General features: G+C 65.4%; 17 protein-coding genes. 11 read left to right on the top strand and 6 right to left on the bottom strand.

Annotated elements, in window-relative coordinates:
- Nucleotides 1–9 precede the first annotated feature (9 nt).
- From lhgD to J2T23_RS06970, 3 genes are all read left to right on the top strand, one after another.
- A complete protein-coding gene (gene lhgD, locus J2T23_RS06980) occupies nucleotides 10–1,212 on the top strand; it encodes an L-2-hydroxyglutarate dehydrogenase (RefSeq protein ID WP_307358392.1) in 1,203 nt (400 codons plus the stop codon).
- A 91-nt stretch (nucleotides 1,213–1,303) separates the two neighbouring features.
- Nucleotides 1,304–1,654 (top strand): YidH family protein, encoded by a 351-nt coding sequence (locus J2T23_RS06975; RefSeq protein WP_141161464.1) that lies wholly within the window; start codon nucleotides 1,304–1,306, stop codon nucleotides 1,652–1,654.
- 3 nt (nucleotides 1,655–1,657) lie between these two features.
- A complete protein-coding gene (locus tag J2T23_RS06970; protein WP_307358390.1) occupies nucleotides 1,658–1,990 on the top strand; it encodes a DUF202 domain-containing protein in 333 nt (110 codons plus the stop codon).
- Here the strand turns inward: J2T23_RS06970 and J2T23_RS06965 are convergent.
- Complete coding sequence (locus tag J2T23_RS06965) at nucleotides 1,987–2,385, bottom strand: hypothetical protein (RefSeq protein ID WP_141182489.1); 399 nt, start codon at nucleotides 2,383–2,385, stop codon at nucleotides 1,987–1,989. The two genes, J2T23_RS06970 and J2T23_RS06965, sit on opposite strands and share 4 nt — an antisense overlap.
- Before the next feature lie 85 nt (nucleotides 2,386–2,470).
- Between J2T23_RS06965 and J2T23_RS06960 the strand changes: the two genes are divergently transcribed.
- The 3 genes from J2T23_RS06960 (at nucleotide 2,471) to J2T23_RS06950 (ending at nucleotide 5,145) form a co-directional block, all read left to right on the top strand.
- Entirely contained in the window at nucleotides 2,471–2,707 is a 237-nt protein-coding gene (locus J2T23_RS06960; RefSeq protein ID WP_141159307.1) for a DUF2630 family protein, read from the top strand.
- Nucleotides 2,707–3,501, top strand: coding sequence for a carbon-nitrogen hydrolase family protein (locus J2T23_RS06955; protein WP_141182491.1), 795 nt, complete (start codon nucleotides 2,707–2,709; stop codon nucleotides 3,499–3,501). Before J2T23_RS06960 ends, J2T23_RS06955 begins: the two co-directional genes overlap by 1 nt.
- A 324-nt stretch (nucleotides 3,502–3,825) precedes the next feature.
- Nucleotides 3,826–5,145, top strand: a complete 1,320-nt coding sequence (locus J2T23_RS06950) for an ammonium transporter (protein WP_141159305.1) — start codon at nucleotides 3,826–3,828, stop codon at nucleotides 5,143–5,145.
- Nucleotides 5,146–5,153: 8 nt separating this feature from the next.
- Here the strand turns inward: J2T23_RS06950 and J2T23_RS06945 are convergent, their stop codons facing one another.
- Nucleotides 5,154–5,768: a PadR family transcriptional regulator gene (locus tag J2T23_RS06945; RefSeq protein ID WP_141159304.1), complete on the bottom strand. Its 615-nt coding sequence runs from the start codon at nucleotides 5,766–5,768 to the stop codon at nucleotides 5,154–5,156.
- 179 nt (nucleotides 5,769–5,947) lie between these two features.
- Between J2T23_RS06945 and J2T23_RS06940 the strand changes: the two genes are divergently transcribed.
- Nucleotides 5,948–8,119 carry a transglycosylase domain-containing protein gene (locus J2T23_RS06940; protein WP_307358383.1) on the top strand — a complete coding sequence of 724 codons (2,172 nt, stop codon included), beginning with the start codon at nucleotides 5,948–5,950 and terminating at the stop codon, nucleotides 8,117–8,119.
- Between the two features lie 35 nt (nucleotides 8,120–8,154).
- Here the strand turns inward: J2T23_RS06940 and J2T23_RS06935 are convergent, their stop codons facing one another.
- The 3 genes from J2T23_RS06935 to J2T23_RS06925 all read right to left on the bottom strand — a co-directional run bounded on the left by J2T23_RS06935 (nucleotide 8,155) and on the right by J2T23_RS06925 (nucleotide 9,742).
- Nucleotides 8,155–8,748 (bottom strand): DnaJ family domain-containing protein, encoded by a 594-nt coding sequence (locus tag J2T23_RS06935; RefSeq protein ID WP_307358442.1) that lies wholly within the window; start codon nucleotides 8,746–8,748, stop codon nucleotides 8,155–8,157.
- A gap of 151 nt (nucleotides 8,749–8,899) precedes the next feature.
- Nucleotides 8,900–9,397, bottom strand: a complete 498-nt coding sequence (locus J2T23_RS06930) for an SRPBCC family protein (protein WP_141159301.1) — start codon at nucleotides 9,395–9,397, stop codon at nucleotides 8,900–8,902.
- 12 nt (nucleotides 9,398–9,409) lie between these two features.
- The gene (locus tag J2T23_RS06925; protein WP_307358440.1) at nucleotides 9,410–9,742 is read right to left on the bottom strand and encodes an ArsR/SmtB family transcription factor; all 333 of its coding nucleotides are present in this window, start codon (nucleotides 9,740–9,742) and stop codon (nucleotides 9,410–9,412) included.
- A gap of 90 nt (nucleotides 9,743–9,832) precedes the next feature.
- Between J2T23_RS06925 and J2T23_RS06920 the strand changes: the two genes are divergently transcribed.
- Nucleotides 9,833–10,561: a Type 1 glutamine amidotransferase-like domain-containing protein gene (locus J2T23_RS06920; RefSeq protein WP_307358380.1), complete on the top strand. Its 729-nt coding sequence runs from the start codon at nucleotides 9,833–9,835 to the stop codon at nucleotides 10,559–10,561.
- A gap of 33 nt (nucleotides 10,562–10,594) precedes the next feature.
- Here J2T23_RS06920 and J2T23_RS06915 read toward each other — a convergent pair whose 3' ends face one another.
- Nucleotides 10,595–11,329 carry a GAF and ANTAR domain-containing protein gene (locus J2T23_RS06915; protein ID WP_307358378.1) on the bottom strand — a complete coding sequence of 245 codons (735 nt, stop codon included), beginning with the start codon at nucleotides 11,327–11,329 and terminating at the stop codon, nucleotides 10,595–10,597.
- A 279-nt stretch (nucleotides 11,330–11,608) separates the two neighbouring features.
- On the opposite strand from J2T23_RS06915, the gene J2T23_RS06910 reads away from it, so the two are divergent.
- Genes J2T23_RS06910 through J2T23_RS06900 form a run of 3 tightly spaced genes read left to right on the top strand, consistent with a single transcriptional unit; the run spans nucleotide 11,609 to nucleotide 12,830 of the window.
- Entirely contained in the window at nucleotides 11,609–11,818 is a 210-nt protein-coding gene (locus tag J2T23_RS06910; protein ID WP_307358376.1) for a hypothetical protein, read from the top strand.
- Complete coding sequence (locus J2T23_RS06905; RefSeq protein ID WP_307358374.1) at nucleotides 11,815–12,063, top strand: hypothetical protein; 249 nt, start codon at nucleotides 11,815–11,817, stop codon at nucleotides 12,061–12,063. Before J2T23_RS06910 ends, J2T23_RS06905 begins: the two co-directional genes overlap by 4 nt.
- Complete coding sequence (locus J2T23_RS06900; protein WP_307358373.1) at nucleotides 12,063–12,830, top strand: GAF and ANTAR domain-containing protein; 768 nt, start codon at nucleotides 12,063–12,065, stop codon at nucleotides 12,828–12,830. The genes J2T23_RS06905 and J2T23_RS06900 overlap by 1 nt, the downstream gene beginning before the upstream one ends.
- Nucleotides 12,831–13,001 lie beyond the last annotated feature (171 nt).

The raw sequence follows: 13,001 nt of genomic DNA, 5'->3' as shown, positions 1-13,001 counted from the left end.
GCGGGCCCTGTGGACCGGGTGGACTACTGCGTTATCGGCGGCGGAATCATAGGCCTGGCAACCGCCTACCAGCTGCTGCAGAAGCAACCGGGAGCTTCGCTGGTCCTGCTGGAGGCCGCGGAGTCCCTGGCATCACACCAGACCGGACACAACAGCGGCGTCATCCACTCCGGGATCTACTACGCCCCGGACAGCCTCAAGGCACGGTTCAGCAAGGCGGGGTCGCAGCAGACCAAGGAGTTCTGCCGGGAACACGGCATCAGGTACGCCGAGCCGGGCAAACTGCTGGTGGCAACGTCCGCGGTGGAATTAGACAGGCTGGACCGCCTGGAAGAACGCGCGGCCGTCCATGGGCTGCCCTGCGAGCGCATTGGCCAAGGCGAACTCAACCGGCGCGAGCCCAACGTTTCGGGCCTGGGCGCCCTGTTCATTCCCAGCACCGGAATCGTGGACTACCGGGACGTGGCGCGGAAACTGGCTGACCTCATCTCCGCTGCCGGCGGCCGGCTCATCACCGGAGCCAGGGTGGACTCCATCGTGGAGCATTCAGACCGGGTGGACGTTGGCACAGCCCACGCCCTCTATTCCTGCCGCCGCCTGGTGGCCTGTGCGGGCCTGCAGTCGGACCGCCTGGCGGAAATGGCCGGAATGAACATCGACGTGCAGATCATTCCCTTCCGCGGAGAATATTTTGAGTTGCCGGACGCCAAGTCGGATTACGTTACGCACCTCATCTACCCGGTACCGGACCCGGACCTGCCTTTCCTGGGGGTACATCTCACCCCCACCATCCACGGCAGCATCACGGTGGGACCCAACGCGGTGCTGGGCCTGGCCCGGGAGGGCTATCCCAAATTCTCGGTGGACCTCAGGGATGTGGGCCGCTACGTGCGCTTTCCGGGGCTGTGGCGTGTGGCCCGGTCCAACGCAGCCACCGCGGTGCGCGAGGTCCGCAACTCGCTGTTCAAGGGAAGCTACCTGCAGGAATGCCGCAAATACGCTCCGGGCCTGGCCAAAGCGGACCTGCTGCCGTATGAGGCAGGCATCCGTGCACAGGCTGTACGCCGGGATGGAACGCTCCTCCACGACTTCCTGCTGGCGGAGACAGAGCGGATGATCCACGTCCTGAACGCCCCTTCCCCCGCCGCAACAGCCGCCCTGCCCATTGGGGATCACCTTGCCGGCAAAGCCGCGCTCCGCCATATTTCCTGACCGGCAGCCCCTCACCCGCCGCGGCTAAACTGGCCCGGTGATCAACAGTGAGCAGCCCCCCAGGCCCACCGTCCCGCCATCGCGCGGAAGGATGGCCGAACGGCTGCTCCCCGGCGGCGAGGAACCGGACCCGCGCTTCACGCTGGCGAACGAACGCACCTTCCTGGCCTGGATCCGGACGTCGCTGGCGCTGCTGGCAGGGGGCATCGCCATCGAGGCATTCACCTCCGGCCTCTTCATCGAACCTGTCCGGAAAGGCCTGGCCATCCTGTTGCTGCTGCTGGGCATGATGCTCAGCGGTGGCGCCGCCCTTCGGTGGCTTCGGGTGGAACGGAGCATGCGCAATAAGGCGCCGCTGCCGCTGCCGCTTTTTGTGCCCCTGTTGGCCGGCGCAGGCGCGCTGGCCGCCGCCGTCGTACTGGTCTTCATCCTCTGGCGCTGAACTGTGGCAGCCCATGCTCCCAGCCCCCACGGCGATCCCGGCCTCCAGCCCGAGCGGACCGCCCTGGCATGGGGCCGCACCATGCTGGCGTTGGTGACGGCGAGCGCCTTCTTCCTGCGCTGGCTACCCGTCTACGGGTTACCCATCCTGATGCTGCCGGCGATTTCCGGCGGCGCCGCCCTTGCCATCTACCTCACGCAGCGCCGCCGGTACCGGGCCAGGTCCCGTGGCCTGGCAGGCGAAAGCATCGAGGCCGACCTGCCCGCCGTCCTTTGGACTGCCTTTGCGGGCGTCGCCCTGGGGTGCCTGGGAATAGTGGTGGTCCTGGTCAGCTAGAACATCGGCAGGACGAAGCCGGCCAGCAGCGCCACGGCGCCGATTGCCGTGAGGCAGCGGCCCAGGACCGAGGCCGTCCTGCCGGCCTCTTCCGGCCTGGTGGTCTGCCACTGCGTGGGGCGCTTGGGGTGGTAATAGATGGGCAGGGTGTCCCCCGCGGCCATGTCCCGGATGTCGTAAGGGGACATTGGGGCGTGGTGCACCTGGTGCTTCCGGTCGAGCCAGCGGAAGCCCACACCGGTGGAATCCGAGTACACCACGCCCTCGGCAACATCCCAGGGGTGCACGAAGCGGCGGAGGAACCCGGTGTAGAAGAGCAGCCCCAACCCTGCGGGCAGGCACAACCAGGTGAGCACTTCCAGGATGGGACCTGCCATATCGAGCGCAGTGGGCATGAAGTTGATGGTACCGCTCAGGGGCTGGCTCCTTCAGCACCGGGTACGTACGCTGAAGGGGACCGGAGCAGAGTTAGGGGAAGCCATGAATGATCAGGATATTTTGTCGCACATCCAGGCCCTGGTGGAGGAGGAGCACTCGCTGCGCGAAGGCTCGGGTGACGGGCAGGCGCCGGACCAGGCACGGCTCAAGTATGTGGAAGAAAGCCTGGACCAGTGCTGGGACCTGCTGCGCCAACGGCGGGCCAAGAAGGATTCGGGCGAGAACCCGAACGACGCCGAGGCCCGCCCGATCAGCGAAGTGGAGGGTTACAGGCAGTAATGCGGATTGCAGTAGCGCAGATCATCAGCGGCGCCGACCCCACGGCAAACCTGGAACTCGTTTGGGAGTATGCCGCCCAGGCCAAGAACGCCGGCGCCCAACTGGTGGTCTTTCCCGAGGCGACCATGCGCGCCTTTGGCCATTCCCTGAAAGACATTGCCGAGCCCGTGGACGGGCCGTGGGCCGGCGAGGTCCGCAGGATGGCTGCCGAGCTGGACCTGGCGATCGTGGCCGGCATGTTCACGCCGGGGAAAGACGGCCGGGTCCGTAACACCCTCCTGGTCACCGGGCCCGGGCTGGAGGCGGCGTACGACAAGGTCCACCTTTTTGACGCTTTTGGCTTCACGGAGTCCAGGACGGTGGACGCCGGGGAAGCCCCGGTGACGTTCGAGCTCGATGGGACCGTGTTTGGCCTGGCCACCTGCTACGACGTCCGCTTTCCAGGGCTGTTCACGGCAAACGCCAATGCAGGCGCCCAGGTGAATATCGTGTGCGCCTCGTGGGGCGCCGGTGAAGGCAAGGCGGAGCAGTGGGACCTGCTGGTGCGCGCCCGGGCTCTGGACAGCACCACATTTGTGGTTGCGTGCGGACAGGGCGATCCCCAAACGGTGGGTGCCGGCCCGGCGGGCACAGCACCCACGGGCATCGGGCACAGCGCGGTGATCACACCCCTGGGGAAGCCTGTGGTTGCCCTGGGCGGGAAACCTGAACTCGCCGTCGTCGACATCGACCCGTCAACCGTGGAGGACGTCCGGGCCACACTGCCGGTCCTCGCCAACGCCCGCACCTTCTGACGGGGTGAGGTGCCGTTCACGGCTTCGAAACAGCCGGCACAGGGGCGGACGACGGCGGAGCTCACCTGCCGCAGGCCCCTCCAGCCTGCGGTTGCAGGGAACGGGCCGGGTGAAGGGATGTCGAAGCAGCCGCCGGAGGAGAGGCCGTTTACACGCCCGAAACATAGTTGATACGTGAACTTCACGCACGGGCAATTTGTGTAACGTGGCCGCAACTTTAGGCGGCATTGATTGAAACACACGCCGCGAAAAATGGATCCCGGGGGAAATGCCGCGGGGCCACACGGGTCCCGCACCACGTTCACATCGCGAAGGGACCCACCGGTGGAAATCACTGCCCAACACGTCTGGCTGATGATTTCGGCCGCAATGGTCCTCCTGATGACCCCCGGGCTTGGCCTCTTCTACGGCGGCATGACCCGCGCCAAGGCTGCCCTGAACATGATCATGATGAGCTTCATCTCGGCGGGGATTGTCGGGGTGGTCTGGGTCCTCTGGGGCTACTCCATGACCACCGGGAACGGCATCCTGGGACTGTTCGGCAACCCCTTTACCAGCTTTGGCCTGCAGGACCTGATGGGTTCACCGGACCTCCTCAAAGCCGGCTACAGCGCTACCTTCGCCATTGTCACCGTCGCCCTGATCAGTGGCGCCATCGCCGACCGTGCCAAGTTCAGCGCCTGGGTCCTGTTCGTGCCCGTATGGATCACCCTGATCTACTGCCCCCTCGCCTACATGATCTGGGGTGGCGGACTGATGAGCGCTGGCGGGGCCGTCACGGAAATCTTCGGCCAGGTCATTGATTTCGCCGGCGGCGCCGTGGTGGAAATCAGTTCGGGAACTGCAGCCCTGGTGCTCGCCGTTATTGTTGGCCAGCGCCACGGATTCGCGAAGGACCCCAACCACCGCCCCCACAACCTGCCTTTCATCATGCTCGGCGCCGCAATCCTGTGGTTTGGCTGGTTCGGCTTCAACGGCGGAGCTGCCACCAGCGTGGAACAGGCCGGCCTCATCTGGATCAACACCCTTGTGGCTCCTGCCGCGGCCATGCTGAGCTGGCTGGTCACCGAAAAGATCCGCCACGGACACCCGACCTCCCTGGGTGCAGCCTCCGGCGTGGTCGCCGGGCTGGTGGCCATCACCCCGTCCTGCGCCAACATCAGCCCGGTGGCCGCCATCGGCCTGGGCCTGGTGGCGGGAGCCGCCTGCTGCGTGTTCGTGGACCTCAAGTACCGGTTTGGCCTTGATGACTCCCTGGACGTGGTGGGTGTCCACCTGGGCGCAGGCCTTATCGGCACCCTTTCGCTGGGGTTCATCGCCCTCCCGGTGAACGGCCAGGGCGGCGGTCTCTTCTACGGCGGCGGAGTCCAGCAGCTCATCGCCCAGGTGGCCGCGGTAGTCATCACGCTCCTGCTGTCCGGCGCAGGAACCGCGGTCATCGGCCGGGTGATCCACAAGACTGTTGGCTTCCGTGTCAGCCACGAGGCTGAGACCGCCGGCGTGGACCTGGCTGAGCACGCCGAGACGGCCTACGCCTTCGGCGAGATCGGAGCGGGCTTCAATCCCCTGCGCCACGCCGCGGCCCACATTCCAACGGCCCCGGCTCCCGCTGAACGGCACGCCAAGGAAGACTCCTTCGCGTAAGTCCTGCCCTAGTCCGCAAGGATCTTGTAGAGCGCGCGGCGAAGTTCGTCCATCTTTTCCATCGCGGCGGCCCGCTGCTCCTCGCTCACCCCGGTGCGGAACTGATGGATGGCGCCCATGAGCTTGGCAATGCTCTGGTGGAAGTCCCTGTCGGCACTGTCCGGTTCAGCGTTCCAGGCGTTCTCCATCTCCTCAGCGTGTTCGGCGACGTAGGCCTTCCCGGCGTCCGTCAGCGCAAACTCTGTTCCCCGGCCCTCGCCCACGGCCTCGATCAGCCCCTCGTCCACCAACTGCTGGAGCGTGGGATAGATGGATCCCGGGCTGGGCCGCCACATTCCGCCGGTCTTTGCGGCGATGGTTTTGATCAGTCCGTAACCATTGGACGGGGCCTCCGCCAGCAGCGACAGGATGGCTGAGCGGACGTCACCCCGGCTGGCACGCCGGCCGCCCCGTCCGAAACCCGGGCCAAAGCCCGGCCCAAACCCAGCTCCGAATCCGGGGCCAAAACCAGGCCCGAAGCCGGGACCCCGGTGCCCGTGCGGCCCCCTGTGGCCCCTCCCCCGCTCGAAGCGTCCCTTGCCGAATTCCGGGCCGGGATTCTTGTCATCAAATATGCCTTTCATGGTGGCATCGCCCTTTCATTTTTCAGGTGCTCGCTGCGTCTTCAGCGATAGTTAACGATATGTCGGTAACTATCGCTAGGTCAAGGGTTCAGCGTGACCAAATCCTGACCCTCCACCCCCTGTTTCACCTCTTTGCAGGGGCGTATTCTGATCCCACCTTCGAGGACGAGGGCCGAGGAATGGTGAAGAAGCGGAAGCGCAGGCGCGGCTTTGGCTTAGCCCTGGGAAGGCTCCTGGGTTTCCTTGCTGCGAGTGTTATGTGCGGAGTGCTGGCGGCCAGCCTGGTGGTTCCTGCCGTGGCAGCCGCTGGGATGGGCGTCAGTTCCTCCATTGGTTTCTTCGAAAGCCTGCCCACGGAGCTGACCGTCCAGCCGCCGTCGCAGGCCACCAGAGTCGTCACCTCCGACGGGCAGGTTATTGCCACTTTCTACGCGGAAAACCGCGTCAGGGTTCCACTGGACCAGATGTCCCCCTTCATCAAGGACGGCATCATTGCCATCGAGGACAGCCGGTTTTACACCCACGCCGGCGTGGATCCGCAGGGCATCCTGCGCGCACTGGTGTCCAACCTGACCAAGGGCGGCGAGCAGGGTGCGTCCACCATCACGCAGCAGTACGTCACCAACGTCCTGAACGAGGCGCAGCTCTCGCAGGACCGGCCGGACGCGGTGGTGCTGAACGGGCAGAAGGACTTCGGTGACAAGCTGCGTGAAATGAAGCTCGCCATCGCGCTGGAGAAGAAGTACACCAAGGACCAGATCCTTGAGGGCTATCTCAACATCGTGTTTTTCAGCAGCAACGCCTACGGGATAGAAGCCGCGGCGCGCTACTTCTTCAGCACGACCGCGAAGGACCTCACCCTGCCCCAGGCCGCGTTGCTGGCCGGGCTGGTCAACAGCCCCACCCTGTACAACCCGGCCACCAATCCGGACAAGTCGATCGTGCGCCGGAACCAGGTCCTGTCCGAGATGCTCCGCCTGCGAAGGATCACGCAGGCCCAGTACGACGCCGCAGTGGCCACCCCTATCGAGCTGAAGATCACGCCGCAACAGCAGGGCTGCGCCAATGCCGCAATGGCGCCCTACTTCTGCGACTACATCTCCCACCTGATCCTGAACAATCCTGCCTACGGCGCCACCGAAGTGGAGCGCGAGCGCAGGCTGTACCGCGGCGGCCTCACTATCGTCACCACCCTGGACAGCAGGCTCCAGGCGGCCGCCCAGGCCCAGGTGGACGGTACAGCGGGTGCAAATCCGGACCGGTGGGCAGCCTCGCTCCTGACCCTGCAGCCAGGCAGCGGCAAGATCCTGGCCATGGCCCAGAACACGGTATTCCTCCCCCAGCCTGGCAAGTTTGATACCAACCTGAACTTCAACGTGGACGCCAGGGACGCCCAGGGCAATGACCTGAATGGCGCCGGCGGGTTCCAGCCGGGCTCCACCATGAAGCCCTTCACCTTCGCGGAGTGGTTGAACGAGGGCAAGCCGCTGACCGCGGAAGTGGATGCCTCACGCCGGGTCTATCCCCTGGGGTTCCCGTGGAAGGACAGCTGCGGGAAGGTGCTGGGCGCGTACAGCACGGCGCAGGCCAACCCGGCCCTTGGCGCTGCCGATGACCTGCAGAACGCCGAGGACGGCTTCTACCGGCCGATGCCCGTCAACTACGGCCTGTACAACTCCATCAACACCGCTACCTTCGCCTCGGCCGCCCAGCTCGACTTTTGCGGCATCCAGAAGATGGTGGACTCCGTGGGCCTGCACAGTGGTTTGGACAGCACCCCGGTCAACATGCATCAGCTGGGCAACCTGCTGGGCGGCACGGGCGTGGCTCCGCTTACCCTGGCAAACGCCTTCGCCACCTTCGCCACGGAGGGCCGCTACTGCGCGCCGATCGCCCTGGCCGAGGTGACCGATGCGGCAGGGGCGAAGCTGCCCGCCCAGGCCCCCGACTGCCACGACGCCGTCAAGCCCGACGTGGCCCGGGGCGTCAATTCAGTGCTCCAGGACGTCCTGAAGAAGGGGTCCGGTGTCTGGATCAACCCGAAAGTACAGGACACGGTGCCCAGCGCCGCCAAGACTGGAACCTCCAACAACAACGGTTCCACGTGGGTGGTGGGTTACACCACCGGCCTTGTCACGGCTTCCTTCTTCGGCGATGCACTGGAAGGCCAAAAGCGGGCCGGGCAGAACGTGACCATCAACGGGACCTTCTATCCCCGCCTCGACGGGTACATGATTGCCGGGCCGCAGTGGGCCAACTACATGCTCAAGGTGGCGCCGCTGTATCCCGCAACCCCGTTCGCGCCACCGCCCGCTTCGATGATCGGCCCTAACCCCAACTACAGGCCGTAGGCACTTGGCGCATCCATGGTGGATCTGGATGCCGCCTAACCCGTCCCCTTCCACAGCCGCTTCCACCACGGGCGTTCCGGCTCCGGCGTGGCCGGCGCCTCGTCCACCTGCACAGCACGCCGGCTGCGCCAACGCTCCACTTCCCCATCCACGTCACGGGTCTTGGTGACTACCGGTGGGCCGCCCTGCAACTGGCGGCGGGCATCAACCACCCTCCGGTTGAAATCCGCCACGACATCGCGGACCTGCTGCTCGGTGTATTGGGCGTCCAGTTTCGCGTCGAGCTCGGCGTCCTCAGCGCGGAGGAGGATGGCCGCCGGCCCCAGGCCGCTGATGTTCTCCCGCTGGATCAGCCCCTTCACCCACCAGTCGGGATCGTACGACTCGCCCAGGCCGGGAATTGGTTTTCCCGCATACTTCAGGTTGTCGAACTTGCCCTGCGCCATGGCGTCGCGGACCAGGTATTCCGCGCGGGCGGCATCGCTGACTTTCCTGCGCTTCTCCCGCTCCTGCGCGTCGAGGGCATCCAGCGCGGCTTCCTCCTCGGCGCTGATGCCGGCGCCACGGTATGACCGCACCTCGGCCGCACGCTCCAGGCGCTTGCGGAATTCCCCTGCGCCGCCGCTCATTGCTGCCACCGCCTTCCCTTGCCGGGTCCCAACCTCCAGTATTCAGCGGCGGGCCTGGGCGTTCAACGCCCAGGGTTGGCGGACGACGACGGAACGTCCCGCCGTCGTCCGCCCACCTGGCGCCGTGGCAAGGGAAGTGGCTGTTGCGCTGTCAGGCGTTGGCGTGCTCGGCAAGGAGGCCGTCGATCTGGCCGACCGCTGCCTTGAGGCCCTCCTCCATGCCCATCTTGATCATCTCTTCCAGCTGTTCTTCAGACTCGAAGGCGGACAGCATGGTCATCCGGGTGCGCTCCCCCACCGGTTCCAGCGTCACTGTGGCATGGCTGACGCCATGGTCACCGGTGGGGTTGCCGTCGCTGTCCGCGAAACCGTCGTTGAATTCAAGCTGGCGCGGCGATTCGATGCTGGTGAATTCCCACCAGCCGTGGAACTTCTCCCCATCCGGGCTTGTCATGTAGTAGCTGGCGCGGCCGCCCGGAACGAAGTCGTGCTTGTAGAAGGTAGCCGGATACGTGGGCGGACCCCACCAGCGCTCCAGCTGCCGCGGGTCCTCAAAGAGCTGCCAGACGCGTTGCATGCCGGCGTCGAACTCGGCAACGAGGGTGAGGCTCAGGGCCTCGGGGTTTTTATCCGTACTGATGACTGTCATGGCCGTGCCTTCCTAACCTTCAGTGAGAATGTCTGCCATCCGGGCGGCGCGCTGCCGCCAGAATTGTTCATATTCGTCGAGCAGCCGCCGGGCTTTCAGCAGACCTTCATGATTGCCCCGCACGATCTGCTCCCTTCCGCGCTTTTCCTTGGTGACAAGGGAGGCGCGCTCCAATATCGCCACATGTTTCTGTACGCCGGCGAAGCTCATGGCGTAGAGGGCAGCGAGACCGGAAACTGAAAACTCCTCGACGGTCACCCTGCGGACAATGTCGCGGCGGGTGGAATCGGCGAACGCCTGGAAGAGGCGGTCCAGTTCGGCCTCGCGAAGCTGATGTACAACCATTTGGTTGTACATTATCCCTTTAGGCAGCCCGGGTCAATGGCTTTTTCCGTCGTCCCCGCCAGGCAAGTTCTGGCCGGTATCTTGAAGCTCATGAGCATCTTCCTTGCCGGGGCGGGCCCTGATCCACTGGGCTTTCCGGATGTCTTTGACCAGTTTGCGGATGCAGTCCGCCGGCATGCGGCACCTGGCCGGGCTGTCCGGATTGCCGTGGCCGTACACCATCGAGGAGGAAGCCCGGAGGAACTCATTGAGACCTGCTCGGCGCCCCTCCAAGCCAGGCTTGACTGTGGGATCGTGGCCATCCCGCTGCGCGGGGACAAGCCGGCGGACCCTGCCGCCTTCGATGGCGTGGATGGCGTGGTGGTGGGCGGCGGGTTGACGCCGGCCTATTGGGAAGGCCTGCTCCCCGCGGCCGCCGCCATTTCCCGCCTGGTGGCCGCCGGCAGCCCCTACCTGGGGTTTTCCGCCGGGGCCATGGTGGCGCCGAACCGTGCACTGATCGGCGGCCACCGTATCAACGGGGTGGACGTGTGCGGGGAGGAATGCTCGGAAGGCCTGGAGGCAGTGGAGATCCGGCAGGGCCTGGGACTGGTCCCGTTCGCGGTGGATGTCCACGCGGCGCAAGCGGGAACGGTAAGCCGCGCAGTGGGGGCCGTAGCGGCCGGCCAGGTGGATTGGGCGGTCGCCATTGATGAGAACACGGCAGTGGTGCTGGAACCGGCAGGCGCCAATGGATACAGGGTTATCGGCAGCGGCAACGCCTGGGATATCCGCAACGCAGGGGGCGGCACTGTCGTCTCGATCCGCGCCGGCGCCTGACGGGGCCTGGACAGTTTGTGGTCCAGGCGCAGGCTAGGAGTCGAAGTGCGTCTGGACACTGCCTCCGGCGAGCTGTTCAATCAATTCCTTGGCCACGTCCCTCAGCTTCTTGTTGCGGTTGCTGGAGACCCTGGTGAGGATCTCCATCGCGTCTTCCTGGGAACAACGGTTTTGCGCCATGATGACGCCGCAGGCCAGGTTGATGGCGGTCCTGCTTTCCAGGGCGGCTTCCAGGTCATCAGCCCTGTTCTGCGCCGTGCTGATGCGGACCGAAAGGTGCAAGGTGTTGTGGGCAGCGGCGGCGAAGCCCACCGCTTTGTCATAAACCTCCGCCGTGAACACTCCCGGCCTCGTGGCGAAAAAGTTCAGTGCGGCACTGGCCTCGCCGCTGATCTCCAAAGGAACACCCAGGGTGCTGTGCACGCCCAGCCTCACCAGCTCCTGGTTGTATGTGGTCCACCGGCCGTCCTGCCCGACGTCGTCAATCAGCACGGGCGCCATCTCGCGCAGCGCCTTGATGCAGGGACCGTCCCCCAGCGCCTGCTCGATAAGGTCCAGTTCCAGCGCCCTGGCACTGCTGCCCGCAGCAGTGGTGGGGCGCCGGCGGAGCTTCATGGTCACCGCGCACTCAATGTCATCACCGGCTGCCTTGGAGACAGCCGCTGCCGCCAGTCCCGAGAGTCCGGAAAGGAACTCAACGGCATTCTCGGCCCCGACCAGGACCTCTTGGAGGTGCTCGACTGTCACACTGTTGGCAGGATTCAGCATGGGGTTCATCTTACGGTTACCGGCCCCTGCGCGGCAGCGGAGGCGAGGGCCCGGGCAGTCCAGCGGAGGCAGAACGGGACAACGACGGCGGCAGCGAACCGGGGACGACGACGGCGGACCCGTTAGGGGCCAAGCTCCGGGCCGAAGGAGCCGCTGTATCAGATCCATCACCAAGGGCGTAGTGTCAAAGGTAGGAGATTTCGGGATGGTGTCACTATCCGGAAGTTGAATAAACGGGCCCACCGTGCGAAGAGCGGCGGCCGCCAGCCAGGACAGGCAATGACTGGCGCAACTATGGATCGAGGCCCGATGGCCGGGAAAAACGCTCTGGCCGCCGCAGACGAATACCAGGACCTGCTGCGGGAATGCCCCGGAATCCCTGGGTTCCTCCTCGCGCTGGGCACCAGCTCTGCTTCGGGGCTCCGTACGGATGCCAGCACCCTGGACGGCGGGGAATTGTCCGCACCGCCGGTTGGACCGCGCGGATGAACGCCGACTGGACCGGCGGCCCCGACAAACTGCTGGAGGCCGACCAGCAGCGGAAGGACGTGGCCCGGCGGTTCCGCAACACCCAGGTCCCGATGATAAAACTGTGGACTTACTACTACGGCCTTGGCGGCGACGCCGACGAGATGTCGCTTGACGCCTACCTCAACGAAGCGCTCCATCTTCCAGCTGCCCAGGTGGGCCTGATTGCGACGGCCATGAGGGAATTGTCCGAGGGCGAGGATTAATGACCGCCGGCGAAGGGCAGCCGTTCCAGGAACCCGACGGGCAGCCCCTGGAAGATGTGGAACAGTCCCTGCAGCAGCTGGTGCTGGAAAGCCCGGACATCAAGGGTTTCCTCACCGAACTGGCAATCCTGGCCAGTTCGCGGCTGTCCACCCCGGGCAACTCCATCCACAGCGGCGTCACCGTAATGAGGCACAAAAGACCCAAGGCCGTAGCAGCAAGCGATGCTGCGGCAAAGGCCCTTGACGAACTGCAGAACGGATTTGGCCAGGGCCCCTGCCTTACGGCGCTCCGGCAGGGAACCACCCTCCTGGTGCCGGAGCTTGCCGCCGAAACCCGCTGGGGAGCCTACGCCCGGGCCGCAGCCCGGCACGGCGTCTCCTCCATCCTCGCCGTCCCGCTGGATCTTGCGGGCGAGGCGGAGGCGGTATTGAATCTCTACTCGGGCAGGAGCAACGGGTTTTCCGCCGAGGACATCGCCACCGTTGAGGCGTTCGCAGCCCAGGCCGCCAGTTCGCTGAGGCTGATACTGCGGATATCCCAGCTCAGCGAAGCCAGGGATGACCTGGCCGCCGCCATGCACTCACGCACCGTGATCGACATGGCCGTGGGGGCGGTCATGGCCCAGAACCGGTGCGACCGGGAGACGGCCTTCAGCATTCTTACCCGCGCGTCGAACACCCGCAACATCAAGCTCCGCGAGGTTGCAGGAACCGTTATCACCTCGATTTCGGGCGAGCAGAAGATCACCGCCTACTTCGACGAGTAGCTGTGCTGTGCATCACACGTGATGAGATTCACTCGCAATAAATGAGCGATTTGGTTGAGTCGGTTGATCAGCCACGGGCACTATGGATAGGCAGGGCCGGACCATCCGCCCTTGACATCCTGGTGACGCAACGAGGCCCACCGGTGAGCGCAGGCCACCGGCCCTCCGAGC

It is taken from the genome of Pseudarthrobacter niigatensis, from assembly GCF_030812615.1.
Lineage (GTDB): Bacteria > Actinomycetota > Actinomycetes > Actinomycetales > Micrococcaceae > Arthrobacter > Arthrobacter niigatensis.
Note: the sequence above shows the minus strand (reverse complement) of the source record. Positions and strands in the feature narration are given on the sequence as shown.